At 68.8% G+C, this 14,793-nt stretch carries 17 protein-coding genes; 9 read left to right on the top strand and 8 right to left on the bottom strand.

Features of this window, described 5'->3' with window-relative positions; genetic code table 11:
• Positions 1–71 precede the first annotated feature (71 nt).
• Positions 72–812, top strand: coding sequence for an alpha/beta fold hydrolase (locus AC5RVZ_RS08100; RefSeq protein WP_494065243.1), 741 nt, complete (start codon positions 72–74; stop codon positions 810–812).
• A gap of 20 nt (positions 813–832) precedes the next feature.
• Here AC5RVZ_RS08100 and AC5RVZ_RS08105 read toward each other — a convergent pair whose 3' ends face one another.
• The 3 genes from AC5RVZ_RS08105 to AC5RVZ_RS08115 form a co-directional block, all read right to left on the bottom strand.
• Positions 833–1,993 (bottom strand): aminotransferase class I/II-fold pyridoxal phosphate-dependent enzyme, encoded by a 1,161-nt coding sequence (locus AC5RVZ_RS08105; RefSeq protein ID WP_494065512.1) that lies wholly within the window; start codon positions 1,991–1,993, stop codon positions 833–835.
• Between the two features lie 61 nt (positions 1,994–2,054).
• Positions 2,055–2,489, bottom strand: a complete 435-nt coding sequence (locus AC5RVZ_RS08110) for a universal stress protein (RefSeq protein WP_494065244.1) — start codon at positions 2,487–2,489, stop codon at positions 2,055–2,057.
• A gap of 108 nt (positions 2,490–2,597) precedes the next feature.
• Positions 2,598–2,801, bottom strand: coding sequence for a hypothetical protein (locus AC5RVZ_RS08115; RefSeq protein ID WP_494065245.1), 204 nt, complete (start codon positions 2,799–2,801; stop codon positions 2,598–2,600).
• A gap of 213 nt (positions 2,802–3,014) precedes the next feature.
• Between AC5RVZ_RS08115 and AC5RVZ_RS08120 the strand changes: the two genes are divergently transcribed.
• Both AC5RVZ_RS08120 and AC5RVZ_RS08125 read left to right on the top strand, forming a co-directional pair.
• Positions 3,015–3,470, top strand: a complete 456-nt coding sequence (locus AC5RVZ_RS08120) for a VOC family protein (RefSeq protein ID WP_494065246.1) — start codon at positions 3,015–3,017, stop codon at positions 3,468–3,470.
• A gap of 255 nt (positions 3,471–3,725) precedes the next feature.
• Positions 3,726–4,166, top strand: a complete 441-nt coding sequence (locus tag AC5RVZ_RS08125) for an arsenate-mycothiol transferase ArsC (RefSeq protein ID WP_494065247.1) — start codon at positions 3,726–3,728, stop codon at positions 4,164–4,166.
• A gap of 84 nt (positions 4,167–4,250) precedes the next feature.
• Here AC5RVZ_RS08125 and AC5RVZ_RS08130 read toward each other — a convergent pair whose 3' ends face one another.
• From AC5RVZ_RS08130 to AC5RVZ_RS08140, 3 genes are all read right to left on the bottom strand, one after another.
• A complete protein-coding gene (locus tag AC5RVZ_RS08130; protein WP_494065248.1) occupies positions 4,251–5,741 on the bottom strand; it encodes an MFS transporter in 1,491 nt (496 codons plus the stop codon).
• A 107-nt stretch (positions 5,742–5,848) separates the two neighbouring features.
• Positions 5,849–6,355 (bottom strand): DUF4190 domain-containing protein, encoded by a 507-nt coding sequence (locus AC5RVZ_RS08135; protein ID WP_494065249.1) that lies wholly within the window; start codon positions 6,353–6,355, stop codon positions 5,849–5,851.
• Between the two features lie 67 nt (positions 6,356–6,422).
• The gene (locus tag AC5RVZ_RS08140; protein ID WP_493980101.1) at positions 6,423–6,962 is read right to left on the bottom strand and encodes a TetR/AcrR family transcriptional regulator; all 540 of its coding nucleotides are present in this window, start codon (positions 6,960–6,962) and stop codon (positions 6,423–6,425) included.
• A gap of 102 nt (positions 6,963–7,064) precedes the next feature.
• Between AC5RVZ_RS08140 and AC5RVZ_RS08145 the strand changes: the two genes are divergently transcribed.
• The 4 genes from AC5RVZ_RS08145 (at position 7,065) to AC5RVZ_RS08160 (ending at position 11,760) form a co-directional block, all read left to right on the top strand.
• Positions 7,065–8,570: an MFS transporter gene (locus tag AC5RVZ_RS08145; RefSeq protein ID WP_494065250.1), complete on the top strand. Its 1,506-nt coding sequence runs from the start codon at positions 7,065–7,067 to the stop codon at positions 8,568–8,570.
• 85 nt (positions 8,571–8,655) lie between these two features.
• Positions 8,656–9,012, top strand: coding sequence for a metal-sensitive transcriptional regulator (locus AC5RVZ_RS08150; protein ID WP_494065251.1), 357 nt, complete (start codon positions 8,656–8,658; stop codon positions 9,010–9,012).
• A 41-nt stretch (positions 9,013–9,053) separates the two neighbouring features.
• Positions 9,054–9,278 (top strand): heavy-metal-associated domain-containing protein, encoded by a 225-nt coding sequence (locus tag AC5RVZ_RS08155; protein WP_494065252.1) that lies wholly within the window; start codon positions 9,054–9,056, stop codon positions 9,276–9,278.
• Between the two features lie 118 nt (positions 9,279–9,396).
• On the top strand, positions 9,397–11,760 hold the full coding sequence (locus tag AC5RVZ_RS08160) for a heavy metal translocating P-type ATPase (protein WP_494065253.1): 2,364 nt from the start codon (positions 9,397–9,399) through the stop codon (positions 11,758–11,760).
• Between the two features lie 68 nt (positions 11,761–11,828).
• Here AC5RVZ_RS08160 and AC5RVZ_RS08165 read toward each other — a convergent pair whose 3' ends face one another.
• The gene (locus AC5RVZ_RS08165) at positions 11,829–12,104 is read right to left on the bottom strand and encodes a DUF2277 domain-containing protein (RefSeq protein ID WP_494065254.1); all 276 of its coding nucleotides are present in this window, start codon (positions 12,102–12,104) and stop codon (positions 11,829–11,831) included.
• A 254-nt stretch (positions 12,105–12,358) separates the two neighbouring features.
• Between AC5RVZ_RS08165 and AC5RVZ_RS08170 the strand changes: the two genes are divergently transcribed.
• Together AC5RVZ_RS08170 and AC5RVZ_RS08175 are read left to right on the top strand one after the other, a co-directional pair.
• Complete coding sequence (locus tag AC5RVZ_RS08170; protein ID WP_494065255.1) at positions 12,359–13,036, top strand: NADPH-dependent F420 reductase; 678 nt, start codon at positions 12,359–12,361, stop codon at positions 13,034–13,036.
• 246 nt (positions 13,037–13,282) lie between these two features.
• Positions 13,283–13,660, top strand: coding sequence for a nuclear transport factor 2 family protein (locus AC5RVZ_RS08175; RefSeq protein WP_494065256.1), 378 nt, complete (start codon positions 13,283–13,285; stop codon positions 13,658–13,660).
• Positions 13,661–13,694: 34 nt separating this feature from the next.
• Here AC5RVZ_RS08175 and AC5RVZ_RS08180 read toward each other — a convergent pair whose 3' ends face one another.
• Positions 13,695–14,705 carry an EamA family transporter gene (locus tag AC5RVZ_RS08180; protein ID WP_494065257.1) on the bottom strand — a complete coding sequence of 337 codons (1,011 nt, stop codon included), beginning with the start codon at positions 14,703–14,705 and terminating at the stop codon, positions 13,695–13,697.
• Between the last annotated feature and the right edge of the window lie 88 nt (positions 14,706–14,793).

Here is a 14,793-nt window from a genome sequence, read left to right on the forward strand (position 1 = left end):
TTCAGACCCCAACAAATTCATGACATGAATAGTGACATACCCTTGTCCGTAGCGCCTGCGAGGGTAGTGCCATGACAACTACTGCAAGCAGTCCGACCATCATCCTCATCGCCGGCCACTGGCTGGGCGCCTGGGCGTGGGATGAAGTCCTTGAACACCTGACAACCGACCACGCCCGTGCAATCGCGATGACACTGCCCGGTCTCGACGGGGACGATCCACAGCGTGCGGCGAAGACTCTCGACGATCAAGCCGCAGCGATCCTGGATGCCATCACTCAACTCGGGGTCTCCAAGGATCAGCCCGTAACTCTCGTCGCTCACAGTGGGGCGAACGCCCCCGTCAGCCTCGTCCTTGACCGTCACCCCGAGCTTGTCCATCGAGTGGTATGGGTCGACTCCGGCCCTGTGGCGACGGGAAGCGCCTTCGCCCCGGACCTCCCGGAGGAGTTGGAGGAGCTTCCGCTGCCGCCCCTCGACGTCCTCGCACAGCAGGCGAGCCTCGAAGGCCTGAGCGCAGAGGTCCTCGAGCGTTTTCAGGCGCGGGCGGTCCCTCAGCCCGGACCCGTGCTTCGCCAGCCCGTCGAGCTCACGAACGATGCCCGCCGCAAGGTCCGGACCACCCTGGTGTGCTGCTCGATCCCGAGCGCGCAGGTGCTGGAGCTGGCCCGCACAGGCCATGCCATGTTTGCCGAAGTCGCGAACATCGAGCACCTCGACTCCCTTGACCTCCCGACGGGGCATTGGCCTATGTGGAGCCGCCCCCGCGACCTCGCCGAGGCCATTCAGTCAGCGGCTTCTCGAATCAACTGAGCCGCACGTACAACCGGAGGCTAGCGTCGCCGGCGCTCCTGGAAGCGCACAATGCGCTCGATGGCCGAGGCGACGGCGTCGGCACCGGCGGCAAAGGACAGCCGGACGGAGCGGGTGCCGTTGACGGCGTCGAAGTCGGCGCCGGGGACCACTGCCACGCCCTCTTCCTCCAAAAGCGCCCGGCAGTATTCGGCCGAATCGGCGAAACCCTCCAGTTGCCGCCCGAGGTCGGCGTACAGGTAGAAGGCCCCGTCGGCCGGTGCCGCGCTCCCCCACGCGAGCCGGCCCAGGTTCTGCAGCAACACCGCGCGCACCTCGGCGAACGCGGCCACCGCGGCCTCCGCCTCCCTGTAGGAGTCCGCCTCGAACGCCGCCAGTGCCGCCAGCTGGGCCGGGGCCGGCGGGCACAGCGCCACGTTCCCGGCGAGGGCATCGAAGGCCGGGGCGAGGTCGCGCGGCATCAGCGCCCAGCCCAGCCGCCACCCCGTCATCCCCCAGTACTTGGAGAAGGAAGAAATAACGACGGCGGTGCGGTCCAGTTCCCAGGCGCAGGTTCCGCGGGCATCCGGTTCCGTCGGATCTGCCGGATACGTGATGCCGTGGTAGATTTCGTCGCTGACCAGGCGGACCCCATGCTCGGCGCACCAGGCCGTGAGCGCGGCGAGTTCGCTCCGCGACACCATGGTGCCGGTGGGGTTGGCCGGCGACGCCAGCACCAGGCCGGCCAACGGCCCGTGGGCCGCCGCCGCTGCGGCCAACAGTTCCGGGGTCGGCTGGTAGCGGACCTCGGGGCCGCAGTCGATCTCCACCACCTCGCAGCCGAGCGCCCGCAGAATGTTCCGGTAGGCCGGATAGCCGGGCCGCGCCAACGCCACCCGGTCGCCCGAGTTGAACGCGCTCAGGAACGTCAGCATGAAGGCCCCGGACGACCCCGTGGTCACGGCCACTTCCTCCGCCGCCACGTCCAACCCGTACCAGCGCCGGTAGTGGCCCGCGATCGCTGCCCGCAGCTCCTGAATGCCCAGCGCGCTGGTGTAGGTCAGCGGCTGGCCGGAGGCGTGGATCCCGGCGGCCCGCTCGGAGACTGCCCGCGGGGCGCCGCCCGACGGTTCCCCCGCGCACAACGACACAACGTCCCGGCCGGCAGCGCGCATCTGCGCAACCCGGTCCAGGATGCTCATCACTTGGAACGGCGGCACCTGGGCACGGCCGGCCACCTGCAGTTCGTTCACGATCCCCGAATCAGCCGGCGGTCCCGGCGGTCTTGGCGATGTACACGTCGCAGGCGGCCTTGTGGGTCACCGAACTGGCCACGCTGCCGAGCACCCGGCCCAGCCCCTGCATGCCCACGTTGCCGACCACGATCAGGCGGGCGTTGACGCGTTCCGCCTCTGCCACCAGCGCGTCCTGGGGCTTGCCGAGCACCGCCGTGTAGCTGGTCCGCAGGCCCTCCGCGCCCAGTTCTGCCGCGACGTCCCTGGCTACCTTCTCGGCCCGCTCCGACTCGTGGATGAACCACTTGTCGTTGCCGATGGCCACGACTTCGGTCGCATCGGATTCGTGGGCGGTAACCACCCGGAGCTCGGCGCCCATGGACGCGGCGAGTTTCGCCGCCGTGCGCGCCGCCTTCATGGCGGTATCGCTGCCGTCTACTCCTACGATGATGATTCCGGCCATCGGGCCACCCCTTCGAGCACGTCGTCTGGCGGCCACGTGGGCCGTTTCACACCAACTTACCCGCCCCGTGGGCGATCCGCCGGGAGCCTCGGGCCGCCGTCGTCGTTATCAGTCCACGAACTCCGACTGGGTCTCGATGAACTCCCAATCTTCTTCCGGCAGCGTTGCTTCCTTCAGGTCCGGCCCGCCCGCCTCGTAGACCGCCGCCGCCGCATCTGCGTCCACTACCTCGGCCCGCAGGTTTTCCCGGAACCACTGCTTGTGGCCGGTCGGCAGCTTCAGCCACCACTGTTCAATCCGCAATTCCGCCATCTCGCGCCTCCTTGTGCCTCGCCGCTACTACTTCCACCGTAGGTCTGCGCCTTCCCGCGGACAAGGGAGGCCTGCACGCGGGGCCGCCCGCAGTGGCGGCAACTACCTCTGCCGGTAGTTGTTGGCTCGTACCTGCCGGAGTGCCACAGTAGACCTCGTCCGCACTCCCGTTGCGCCGCGCCGGCCGGCGCGCCCGCCTGGAAGGAACAGCCAATGGACCGCATGGTTTTCATCAACCTGCCCGTCAGCGACCTGAAGAAGTCCACGGACTTCTACACCGGTCTCGGCTACACGCTGAATCCGGACTTCTCCTCGCCGGATGGCTCGTCCCTGGTCATCTCCGACACGATCGTGGTGATGCTGGTGACGCTGGAACACTTCGGCAAGTATCTCCGCGACGGCACCCCGCATCTGGGCTCGAGCGCCAAGGAAGTGCTGCTGGCCCTCAGCGCGGACTCAACCGAGGAGGTGGACCGGTTCGTGGCCGACGCGACGTCCGGCGGCGGGACCATCTACCGGCCGGCGGAAGAAGAGATGCCGGGCATGTACGGGGCCGCCATTGCGGACCCGGACGGACACGTCTGGGAGATCGTGCACATGTCACCAGAGGCGATGCAGGCGGCCGCGGAGCAGAACACCGCGGCGGGCAACGCAGCGGGGGCGCAGTAGCTTGAGCCGGCCCGTTTTCCCTGCCGGCCGGTTTCCCTGCCGGCCCGATTTCCCTGCCTGCCCGCGGCATCCCGAAGTGCCTCGATCCGTCCGGGCAGTCGCGGTGTGCCCGGGGGTTATCCGTGGTTGGCTCCGGCTGCAGGCGCTGGGCTTTCTTGCCTGCGAATCTATGGGTCTGCCCGAAGTTCTGGCACAGTGAAGAGAAGCAGCCGGCACCGGCAGCGGGCCGGGAGCCGATCGACGCGGAGGTCCGCCATGACTGCCTCAACAACGGGCACTACCCGTCCGACCGTCCTGTTCGTGGGCGTGCGGGATGCCGGCCGCTCACAGATGGCCGCGGCCTACCTCTCCCAGCTCGCCGAGGGCGGCATCGAGGCCCGCTCGGCCGGAACCCGGCCCGGCGGACGGCTGGACGCCGCCGTCGTGGAGGCCATGGCCGAAGAGGGCATCGACCTGTCCGCCGTGCGTCCCACGGCGGTCACCCACGAATCGGTCAACAAGGCGCAGATGGTGGTCACCCTGGGTTCCGGCGGCGAATGCCCGGTGGTCCCCGGCCGGCGCTATGAAGACTGGGACGTGGACGACCCCGCCGGCCGGGACGCTGCCGGTGTGCGTGCGGTCCGTGACGACATCAAGCACCGGGTCCAGCACTTGCTGTCCGAACTGCAGCCGGCCCTGCACCCGGACGCGCAGTAGGGCCCGCACCCCGGTAAGGCCCGCCACTCCAGTAGAGCCCTCACGGGACGTCAGGTTGGATGCAGGAGCCTGACCGCGTCGGAATCAGGCCCCCGGCGCCTCAGCAGCCGCCTCGGTGGCCGCCGCGGCATACGAGGCCGAGATCCGACGATAGACCGGGGTCAGGAAGGCCAGCACGGCGGCCACGATCATGACGATCCCGGCCACCAGGAACACCAGGGCGATGCCGCGGGACGTGCCCTCGCCCAGGAGCGGTTCGAGGGTGGCGGCGCCGTCGACCGAGCGCGCGTAAGGGATGATCCAGACTTGCGCAATCGGTGCGATCAGGAACGCGGTGATCGGCGCAGCCGCGGATTCGAAGGCCATGGCGAATCCGAACACCCGGCCTTGCCGCTGCAGCGGAACCACCTGCTGGATGACCGTCTGCTCGGCGGCCTCCACGAAAGGCACCAACGCCAGGTAGAGCCAGATCCCGGCAATGTACAGCCAGGCCCACTCGCGCAGCGTGAAAACCGCGCCGAGGGCCCCCATCACGATCACCGCGATGAGCATGGTGCGCAGCGGATTGCGCCCGAGCCCGAACTTGCCGATCACCGCGCCGCCCACGATGAATCCGGTGGAACCGAGCGCGAGGTACGCGCCCCACAGCTCCACGGGGAACAGTTCCAGCCCGTAGGGATCCATGAGCGCCATGTAAACCCCGCCGATGAAATTGTTGAAGGTGGAGAACAGGATCAGCGCGAACAGTCCGGCGATGGCCAGCACGGCGGCGAGGGAACCCCGCAGGTCGAAGCCGCCGCGTGCGTCCGTGGCGGCCGCACGCACCTCCTCCGGCATGCGCAGGGTGAGCAGGTGCAGGAAGGCGAGCGCCGTGAGCACCAAGGCGACGGCGATCGTCCCGCCCATGCCGAGCAGGCCTACCGACAGCCCCGACAGCACCGAGGTAACGATGAAGGTCAGGCCCTGCACCATGCCGACCAGCCCGTTGGCATTGGCCCGCCGCTCGGGGTCGACGAGGATCGTCACCGTGGTGGAGAGGGCAATGTTGCGCATGTTCTCCACCACCGCGCCGATCAGAATGATCAGGGAGAAGACCCAGAACCACGGCCGGGCGAGGTCCAGCAGCCAGGCCTGGGGTGTCAGCAGGAACATGGCCCCGGACAGAAGGAACATCACCAAGGTGAAGACGGCGGCGAAGCGCATCACGGCCAGCTTGCGGTAGCGGTCCACGAACGTGCCGAAGCTGATGCTGGAAAGCGCGATCAGTAGCATGTATGCCCCGCCGATCACCCCGGTGGCGATGACGTTGCGCGTCTCCAGGTACACCCAAAACGTCAAGGCGAACCACAGGTAGCTGGTGGTGATGTTGGCCAAGGCCGTATTCACCAGGATCCCCATGAACGTGCGGTACCGCTGTGCAGGGCTGCGCACGGTCGTGTCGACTGCGGCCGGATCGACGAGGTTCGGCGCTTCGCCGTCCCCGACCGGCACCGCTGCACCGGCCGCCCCCGCGGTAAGACCCGCGCCCTCCTGATGAGCCGGGGCCCCGGTAAATCCCGGTTCCTGCTCGGTCATGCGTCCCAGTGTACTGACCAGGCCCAGGCGCGGTCACGGCAAAATTTTGCTCAGCCGCGCCAACTCCCGGCACCGGAATGTGGCGGGGTAATTACAGGTGCAGGTGACTAACTGCAGGTGTAGGTGACGCCGTCCACGACGTGCGTGCCCGGTCCCAGCTCGCCACAGGCTTCCATGAGGTAACCGACGCCGGCCAGCGCGATGATGATGAACAGCATCAACAGCACCGTGCCCACGGCGCCGATAATGATGCCGGCGAGCGCAAAGCCGTTCTTGGCACGCGCGCGCTTGGACTGCACCATGCCGATGATGCTGACAATCAGCCCGGCCACCGTCAGCGGCCCGAGCAGCGACAGGACAAAGCCGACGATCCCCATGGTCCTGCCGGGAACGGGCTGTCCGGGACCGGGCTGTCCCGGGTACCCGTAAGGCTCGGTGGGCTGCTGGTAGGCCTGGCCGGGGCCCGGTTGCGGGTAGGCGGGGTAGGCGCCCTGTTGCGGGTATGCCTGGCCGGTGCCCTGCTGCGGGTGAGCGGGGTAGGCGCCCTGCGTGGACTGCGGCTGCTGGGAGGCCGTGGGCTCGTGGTGCTCCCCGTGGCCGGTGGGAGTAGACATGTGGTTCCTCTCGTCGGTGCGTAAACGATTTATCATCCCCAAACACCCTATGTCCGGCGGCCGCGGATCAGCCCCGGCCCACCAGCGTGTCGACCTGTTCCAGCAAGGCATCCATCTCGCCGTCGGCCAATTGGTATTGCTGCGCATCCGGCGAGAAGAAGGTTGCGCTGTAGTAGAGTCCGTCGCCGATGAGCTTCACGGCCTGCGCCACCGGCCGGCTGCCAAGCGCCTGTTCCAAGGCATCCAGCCAGAGTTCCTGGATCCCGGCAAAGGTCCTCGCCGCGGACGGGTGGCCTTGCTGGACCAGGCGCGCCACGGCCACGATGGCCCGGTCCAGCGGCGAATCGACGAACCTGGACGTGCGCACGTAGTAGCGGGCCGCACCTTCCGGGGCACTGATGATCTGCTCCGCGTCGGCGGCGGTCAGGGCGGAGAGCCGCTCGCACAGGGCGTCGACCATGGCCTCCTTGGAGGGAAAGTGGTACAGCAGCCCGCCCTTCGACACACCGGCCGCCGCCGCGACGGCGTCCATCGTGGCGGCTCGTTCGCCCTCTTTGATCAGGATGTCCTCGAAGTTATCGAGGATCCGGTCTCTCGCACTGGCCATTCACCCATCCTAGGACTCCCCCCACCGGCGGAGCTGCCACTTTGCAGGTAAACCGTCCAGACGGTACAGTAGGTCGAACTTCCCCGATTCAGAAAGACCACCATGCTTACCGTCACCCAGCGCGCCGGGCGCCGAGAATGGACCGCCCTGGCAGTCCTGATGCTTCCGGTCCTGCTGGTCGCCGTCGACAACACGGTGCTCAGCTTCGCGCTGCCCGCGATCTCCCTGGCCTTCAGCACCAGCGGCACCACCCTCCTCTGGATCATCGACATCTATCCTCTGGTACTCGCCGGCCTGCTGGTGGCCATGGGCAGCCTGGGCGACCGTTTCGGCAGGCGCCGGATGCTGATGATCGGCGCGGCAGGTTTCGCCGCACTGTCCGCGCTGGCCGCCTTCTCCCCCAGCGCCGAACTGCTGGTTGCCGCACGCGCCGGCCTGGGCATCTTCGGGGCCATGCTGATGCCGGCCACGCTGTCCCTGATCCGGAACATCTTCACGGACCGGGCGCAGCGGCGCCTGGCGATCGCCATCTGGGCCGCCGGCTTCTCTGCCGGCGCCGCCCTCGGCCCGCTGCTGGGCGGCCTGCTGCTGGAGCACTTTTGGTGGGGTTCGGTCTTTCTGCTCGCGGTCCCCATGCTGCTGCCCATGCTGGTGCTGACGCCGGCGTTCGTGCCGGAGTCGCGCGATCCCGAGCCCGGCCCTATCGATGCGGCCAGCATCCTGCTCTCCGTCGCCGCCCTGCTCCCCGTGGTGTACGCCATCAAGCAGCTGGCCGGCGGCGGAGATCCGGCCGTCGCAGCAGCAACGTTCACGCTCGGCATCCTGGCCGGCTGGCTGTTCGTCCGCCGCCAGTTGGGCCGCACCAACCCGATGCTGGATGTCCGGCTGTTCCGCCACCGCCCCTTCACCGGCGCCGTGCTGGTCAACCTGTTGGCCGTGTTCTCCCTGGTCGGCTTCCTGTACTTCGTCTCGCAGCATCTCCAGTTGGTCCTCGGGCTCAGCCCGCTGCGGGCCGGCCTGGTCCTGCTGCCCGGCCTGGCGGTCACCATCACGGCCGGCCTGCTCGCGGTCCCGCTGGTGCGCCGGATTCCCCCGCACCGGGTGGTGGCCTGTGCCCTGTTGCTGTCCGCGGCGGCCTACGCACTGGTGGCATCGTCCCCGGACGCGTCGGCGGTGACCCTGATGGCGGCCTTCGCGCTGCTCGGTGCCGGGGTCGGCGCCTCCGAGACGCTCTCCAACGACCTCATCTTGTCCAGCGTCCCCGCGGCCAAGGCCGGGGCCGCCTCCGCCGTGTCGGAGACGGCCTATGAAGTGGGCTCTGTCTTCGGGACCGCCGTGCTCGGCAGCATCCTGGTCGGCGCCTACCGGCGGAACATCGCCCTGCCCGGCGGGCTGTCCGCCGAACAGCAGCAAGCCGCCGGCGAGACCCTCGGCGGCGCCATCACGGTTGCCGGACAGTTGCCCGAACGCACCGGGGCCGCCCTGCTCGATTCCGCGGTCCATGCTTTCGACAGCGGCGTGACCGTCACCGCCGGGCTGGCCGTGGTTCTCATGGTCGCGGCCGCCTGGCTCGCCTTCCGAACGCTGCGCGTCCCGCAGCACCAGTGACGCGGGGGTGCGGCCGGCCGCCCACCCTTGCGTGATACCCCTAGGGGGTATAGATTGGTGGCGTAGTCCACCAATTGAGGAAGCCATGAGCCACACAGCACCGCCTGCCGAAACCCAAACCGTCACCGCCCCCGCCGACGAGCACATCGGGCATGCGTACACGTCGGACAAGGAAGCGTACCTGCGCCGGCTCAAGCGCGTTGAGGGCCAGGTCCGCGGCATCGCCCGCATGGTGGAGGACGACAAGTACTGCATCGACATCCTGACCCAGGTCGCCGCCGTCAACAAGGCCCTGCACGCGGTGAGCGTTGGCCTGCTCGAGGACCACATCGGCCACTGCGTCATCGGCGCCGCCAAGGAATCCGAACTCAGCGGCGACCCGCAGATCGTCGAGGACAAGGTCAAGGAAGCCTCGGACGCCATCGGCCGGCTGCTGCGCTGACCTTCCCCGCCCAACACCTACCCCACCCCTAGGAGACTGCCATGAGCACCACCACCATCAGCATCGACGGCATGACCTGCGGCCACTGCGTGGACGCCGTCACAGAAGAACTGCAGGCCCTCGACGGCGTCCGTGACGTCAGCATCGAACTCAACAAGGGCGGAATCTCCACGGCGAGGGTCAGTTCCGAGGCTGATCTCGACCCGGCCCAGATCGGCGAGGCCGTCGCCGAGGCCGGGTACACCGTCGTCGCCCAGAACGCCTAGGGCCAGACCGCCTGAGGACCGTACGACGGCGGTGCCCGCCGGCCGCCGTCGGCCCCCTTTCATCCCCGGCAGACGTGCTGCCCCGCACCGTCCCACGCAGAATCGAGACAACCAACCAATGGCCTCCCATCCCGGCACCATGGATCCCGTAGCCGAGCCGAACCCGACCAGAACTGTCGAGCTGGCGATCGAGGGCATGACGTGCGCCTCCTGCGTGAACCGGGTGGAACGCAAGCTCGGCAAGATCGAAGGCGTCCAGGCCAGTGTCAATCTGCCCCTGGAGTCCGCCGTCGTGCTCGTCCCGGACGGCGTCACCAACCAGCAGTTGGTGGACACGGTGAATGCCACCGGCTACAAGGCCCGGGTGAAACCGCAGCCGCGCTCCGCGCCCGCCCCACGGCATGGGGATACGGGCCACGGGCACGCCGATCATGTGGAGGGTGAGGACCACATGGCCCACGGCGGCACCGCCGGCCAGCTGCGTCCGCGCCTCTGGACGGCCGCGGTCCTGACCTTGCCGATCTTCATCATTTCGATGATCCCCGGCGCGCAGTTCCCGCACTGGGGCTGGGTCGCCTTCGCGCTCAGCATCCCGGTGGTGTTCTGGGCGGCCTGGCCGTTCCACCGCGCCGCGGCGATCAACGCCCGACATCTCGCCTCCACGATGGACACACTGGTGTCCCTCGGCGTGCTGGCGGCCTTCTTCTTCTCCGCCTGGCAGCTGGTCATGGACCCGATGATGACCGAACACGTGCACGGCGACATGACCGAGCACGCCTTGTACTTCGAGGTGGCCGTCGTCGTGGTCACGTTCCTGCTGCTGGGCCGCTATCTGGAAGCCAACGCCAAGCAGCGGGCCGGCGACGCCCTGAAGTCCCTGCTCAACCTGGGCGCGAAGGACGCTACCGTGCTGCGGGAGGGCGCCGAGGTAAAGGTACCCGCCGCCGACCTGCTGCCGGGCGACATGATGGTGGTCCGGCCGGGCGAAAAGATCCCCACCGACGGCTACGTGGTGGACGGGCACTCCGCCGTCGACACCTCCCTGCTCACCGGCGAATCCGTGCCGGTGGAAGTGGATGTGGACGACACCGTCACCGGTGCCACCATCAACACCTCCGGCCGGCTGCTGGTCCGCGCCACCCGGGTCGGCTCCGACACCACGCTGGCGCAGATGGGCCGCCTGGTCAGCCAGGCGCAGGCGGGCAAGGCCCCGATTGCCCGGCTGGCCGACCGGATCAGCTCCGTCTTCGTCCCCATCGTGCTGGTCATCGCCGTTGTCACTTTCGCCCTCTGGATGGTCTTCGCCGGCGACCTGCAGGCGGCGTTCACCGCGGCCGTCACCGTGCTGGTGATTGCCTGCCCCTGTGCGCTCGGGCTAGCCACGCCGACCGCACTGCTCACCGGCACCGGCCGGGCTTCCCAGCTGGGCATCCTGATCAAGGGGCCGCAGATCCTCGAGGACACCCGGCATGTGGACACCATCGTGCTGGACAAGACCGGCACCGTGACCACCGGGCGGCAGGCGGTGGAGGGCGTGTTGGCCCTGGCGGACCGCGGCGAAGACGAGGTCCTGCTGCTGGCCGGCGCGGTCGAGGCCGGCTCCGAGCACCCGATCGCCCTGGCCATCGTTGAAGCGGCCCGCAAGGTCGCGGCACGCACCGCCACGCCGGCCGGCGCGACAGCCGGCCCGACGGCCGGCAAGGATGCGCTGCCCGCCCTCTCCGATTTCCACAGCACGGCGGGCGGCGGAGTCCGCGGCACCGTGACCGGACGCGACGGACGCGCCAGCACCGTCGTCGTCGGCCGCAACAACTGGATGGACGAGAACGGTATCGCCCTCACCGACACCCACCGCCGTGCCCTGCTGGAGCAGCAGCAGGCCGGGTCCACGGCGGTCTGGGTCGCCGTCGACGGCACCGTCGCCGGGATCGTCAGCCTCCAGGACACCGTGAAGGAGAACTCGGCGGCCGCCATCGCACGGTTCAAGGACCTGGGGCTGCACCCCATCCTGCTCACCGGCGACAACGCAGCGGTGGCCGCCGAGGTGGCCGCCGAAGTCGGCATCGCCGCCGGGGACGTCTTCGCCGACGTGCTCCCCGAGGAGAAGGTGGCCGCGATCAAGCGGCTGCAGGACGAGGGCAAGACGGTGGCGATGGTGGGCGACGGCGTGAACGACGCCGCCGCGCTGGCCCAGGCCGACCTGGGCATCGCCATGGGCGCCGGCACCGACGTGGCGATCGAGGCCGCGGACCTGACCGTGATGGGCAGCGACCTCGGCCAGGTGGTGCAGTCCATCGAGCTCAGCCGCCGGACGCTCTCCACCATCAAGTCGAATTTGTTCTGGGCCTTCGCCTACAACACGCTCGGGATCCCGGTGGCGGTGCTAGGGCTGCTCAACCCGATGATCGCCGGGGCCGCGATGGCCGCCAGCTCCGTGCTGGTGGTGGCCAACTCCCTGCGCCTGCGCCGCTTCGGACGGTAGCGGGCGGGGGCGACTACCCGCCGGGCGGCTCGCCAGCCTCCGGCGGGCCCGTGTTCCCGGCGCCTGGCCTAAACGCTGGCCCCGTAGCGGACGGCGGCGCGTGCCCGGGCCTTTGCGGCTTCTTCCTCACGGTTCTTCGGCGGCGCCGCGGTCACCAGGTCGTCTAGCAGGTGGGCGGTGATGTGCGCAATCTCGTGCACGGCCCGGTTGAATGCTTCCTCGTTCGCCTTCGACGGCTTGTTGCTGCCGCTGACCTTGCGCACGTACTGTAGCGCCGCGGCCTCGATTTCGGCATTCGTGGCGGCGGGTTCGAAGTTGTGGAGCTGGCGGATGTTCCGGCACATGGCGGGCCTCCGGTTCGGATCGTGGGTGCTGGCTGGTACCAGTTTGCTCCCCCGCCGCGGCATCGCACCACCCCGGCCGGGCACGACGGCGGGGCCGCACACTTTCCCACGCGCAACTGCTGCCCCCGCCTCGTTCTCAGGCGGGGAACACTGCGGCTTCCTCGACCACTGGCCTGCCTCCGGCGGAAGGAGCACAGTAAGTGGTGAGGGAGTCACACTCGACCGGGGTAACCCGAGCCGGACAGGAGACCATCATGAAAACAGCAGTCCTCGGGACCGGCAGGGTCGGCCAAACCATCGCGGCGCGCCTCGCCGAGCTCGGGCACACCGTCACGATCGGAACCCGCGATCCGGAAGCTACCCTGTCCAGGACCACGACAGATGCCATGGGCACCCCGCCCTTTCCTGTCTGGGCCGCCGCGAACCCCGGCATCGGAGTCACCCGCTTCGCCGACGCCGCAGCCGGCGCCGACCTGATCATCAACGCAACCACCGGCAGCGCCTCCCTGGACGTGCTGGCCCAGGCGGGGGCCGACAACCTCGCCGGCAAAGTCATCCTCGACATCGCCAATCCCTTGGACCCCAGCACCGGGATGCCCCCGAGCCTCTTCGTCAAGGACACTGATTCCCTCGGCGAGCAGATTCAGCGCGCCTTCCCGGCGGCGCGCGTCGTGAAGTCCCTCAACACGCTCACCGCCGATCTCCAGGCCCGCCCCGGACTGCTCTCCGACCCCGGAACGGTCTTCGTGTCCGGCAACGACGCCGATGCCAAGATCACGGTCACCGAACTCCTGAAGGACTTCGGCCATCAGGATGTCATCGACCTCGGTGACATCACTACCGCCCGCGGCGCCGAGATGCTCCTGCCCGCCTGGCTCCGCCTTTGGGGCGCGCTCGGCACGCCCCACTTCAACTTCAAGATCGTCCGCTGACCCCTCGAGGCTCTGGCGCGCACGCCGCGGTCATCCCGGGAGCGGCGTCAACACCGGCGGTACCCATCTGAACCGGGGTGCTCCGCCGTTGGGCGTCGGGACCGGCCCAGTAGTCTTTCCCGCCCGCCCGGCCCGTCCTAGACTGGCGCTTGGCTGCGTGTATTCCTGTTGACACGCCTGACGGGAGGACCCGGAGGCCTCGAGCCGCAACACCTGCGGTCCACAGGGCGATCAAGGAGAACTCCGATGAGCAACGAGGATTCGGCCCGCGCATTCTCCGGCCACCGCTTCGAGGAGGCGATCGAACACCTCGCCGACGACGTGGTGTGGAACCTTGTGGGCGAGGGGAGGCTGGAGGGGCGCAGTGCCGTGATCGACGCCTGCCGAGCAACGGCCGCAGAGATCGAGGACACCACCACGACGTGGCTCCGGTTTGTATCCACCGGCGAGGGCGATTGCATCGCAGTCGACGCCATTGGCAGGTACGAAGACAACGACGGCGTCACGGCTGTCTCCTCATGCGACATCTACGAATTCGCCGGCGGCCAGATCCGCACCATCACCTCCTACGCTGTCGAAGTCGACCCCGACACCCCCTACACACCGGCCAGCTCGTCGCGTTGACGCCTTCGTCCCGCACCCTCAACAAACCGGCGGCTTAGCGCTGGCCGTCTGGCGTCTTCGCGCCGACGAAATTCCGCTTCTCCGAAAGCCTGGGGCCGCGCAGCTCGTCCGCCCGGACCAGCACCACGCCCGCCACGATCAGTGCGCCGCCGACCAGCTGGATGGCCGCGGGTAGTTCGCCCAACAGCAGCCAGGCCCAGATGACGGCGAAGAGCACCTCGGTCAGCGAGACGAAGGAAGCCACCTTGGTGCCGAGCGCCCGGGCGGCCATGATGCCGGTGACATAGGACAGCACGGTGGACAGCAGCACCAGTCCGACCAGCGGCACCCACCACTGGGTCTGCCAGCCTGCCAGCTCCACGCCGGCCGTGCTGAAGGCCATCGGAACAATCTGCACCGCGCCCAGCACGACGATGGTTGCACCGCCCACCAGCAGGCCGCCGGCGGCCAGCACCAGCGGCGGCAGCGAGTCGTTTTGCTTGGCGGTGATGAAGAAGTAGACCACCAGGCAGACGGCGGCACCGAGCCCCCACAGCACGCCGGCAACGTCCAGCTTGACCGGCCCAAAGACGTCGAGGACGAGCATGAGGCCGGCCACCGCCAGCACGGTACCGGCGATGGTCGCCGGCCGCGGCAGCCGGCGGCTGGTCAGCCAGAGCCACAGCACAATCAGCACGGGCGCCAGGAACTCCAACAGCAGCGCCACCCCCACGGAGAGGCTGGCAACCGCATTGAAGTAGAAAAGCTGGCAGCCGGCCACGCCGATCAGCCCGAACAGCCCGATGGTCTTCCAGTTTTGCCGCAGTTGGCCCCACCGGCCGCGCAGCATGAACGCGGCGGGCAGTGACAACACCAGCGCCGCGGCCACCATGCGCACCGCCACCGCGGAGCCCGGCGTCCAGCCGGCCTCGAGCAGCGACTTGGCAAAGGGCCCCGAGAGTCCGAAGATCGCCGAGGAGGCCAGGGCGATGCCGACGCCGGCGACGGCGGAGCGCGGGTGCGGCGGGGCTGTCTGGGTACGCTGTTCGGCGGCGGTGGAGGCCATGACGGATCCTAGGGGAAGTGCGGGTTCGCTCCCGGCGCAGAACGGGTCTGTCAGGAGTCATGAGCGGTATACTCCTGACAATATCGCC

The organism is Arthrobacter sp. Cza30, from assembly GCF_059090765.1.

What these genes read in the sequence shown, in the direction of transcription:
- AC5RVZ_RS08100 (WP_494065243.1), top strand. Translation starts at nt 72, where the DNA reads ATGACAACTACTGCAAGCAGTCCGACCATCATCCTCATCGCCGGCCAC.
- AC5RVZ_RS08105 (WP_494065512.1), bottom strand. Translation starts at nt 1,993, where the DNA reads ATGAGCATCCTGGACCGGGTTGCGCAGATGCGCGCTGCCGGCCGGGAC.
- AC5RVZ_RS08110 (WP_494065244.1), bottom strand. Translation starts at nt 2,489, where the DNA reads ATGGCCGGAATCATCATCGTAGGAGTAGACGGCAGCGATACCGCCATG.
- AC5RVZ_RS08115 (WP_494065245.1), bottom strand. Translation starts at nt 2,801, where the DNA reads ATGGCGGAATTGCGGATTGAACAGTGGTGGCTGAAGCTGCCGACCGGC.
- AC5RVZ_RS08120 (WP_494065246.1), top strand. Translation starts at nt 3,015, where the DNA reads ATGGACCGCATGGTTTTCATCAACCTGCCCGTCAGCGACCTGAAGAAG.
- AC5RVZ_RS08125 (WP_494065247.1), top strand. Translation starts at nt 3,726, where the DNA reads ATGACTGCCTCAACAACGGGCACTACCCGTCCGACCGTCCTGTTCGTG.
- AC5RVZ_RS08130 (WP_494065248.1), bottom strand. Translation starts at nt 5,741, where the DNA reads ATGACCGAGCAGGAACCGGGATTTACCGGGGCCCCGGCTCATCAGGAG.
- AC5RVZ_RS08135 (WP_494065249.1), bottom strand. Translation starts at nt 6,355, where the DNA reads ATGTCTACTCCCACCGGCCACGGGGAGCACCACGAGCCCACGGCCTCC.
- AC5RVZ_RS08140 (WP_493980101.1), bottom strand. Translation starts at nt 6,962, where the DNA reads ATGGCCAGTGCGAGAGACCGGATCCTCGATAACTTCGAGGACATCCTG.
- AC5RVZ_RS08145 (WP_494065250.1), top strand. Translation starts at nt 7,065, where the DNA reads ATGCTTACCGTCACCCAGCGCGCCGGGCGCCGAGAATGGACCGCCCTG.
- AC5RVZ_RS08150 (WP_494065251.1), top strand. Translation starts at nt 8,656, where the DNA reads ATGAGCCACACAGCACCGCCTGCCGAAACCCAAACCGTCACCGCCCCC.
- AC5RVZ_RS08155 (WP_494065252.1), top strand. Translation starts at nt 9,054, where the DNA reads ATGAGCACCACCACCATCAGCATCGACGGCATGACCTGCGGCCACTGC.
- AC5RVZ_RS08160 (WP_494065253.1), top strand. Translation starts at nt 9,397, where the DNA reads ATGGCCTCCCATCCCGGCACCATGGATCCCGTAGCCGAGCCGAACCCG.
- AC5RVZ_RS08165 (WP_494065254.1), bottom strand. Translation starts at nt 12,104, where the DNA reads ATGTGCCGGAACATCCGCCAGCTCCACAACTTCGAACCCGCCGCCACG.
- AC5RVZ_RS08170 (WP_494065255.1), top strand. Translation starts at nt 12,359, where the DNA reads ATGAAAACAGCAGTCCTCGGGACCGGCAGGGTCGGCCAAACCATCGCG.
- AC5RVZ_RS08175 (WP_494065256.1), top strand. Translation starts at nt 13,283, where the DNA reads ATGAGCAACGAGGATTCGGCCCGCGCATTCTCCGGCCACCGCTTCGAG.
- AC5RVZ_RS08180 (WP_494065257.1), bottom strand. Translation starts at nt 14,705, where the DNA reads ATGGCCTCCACCGCCGCCGAACAGCGTACCCAGACAGCCCCGCCGCAC.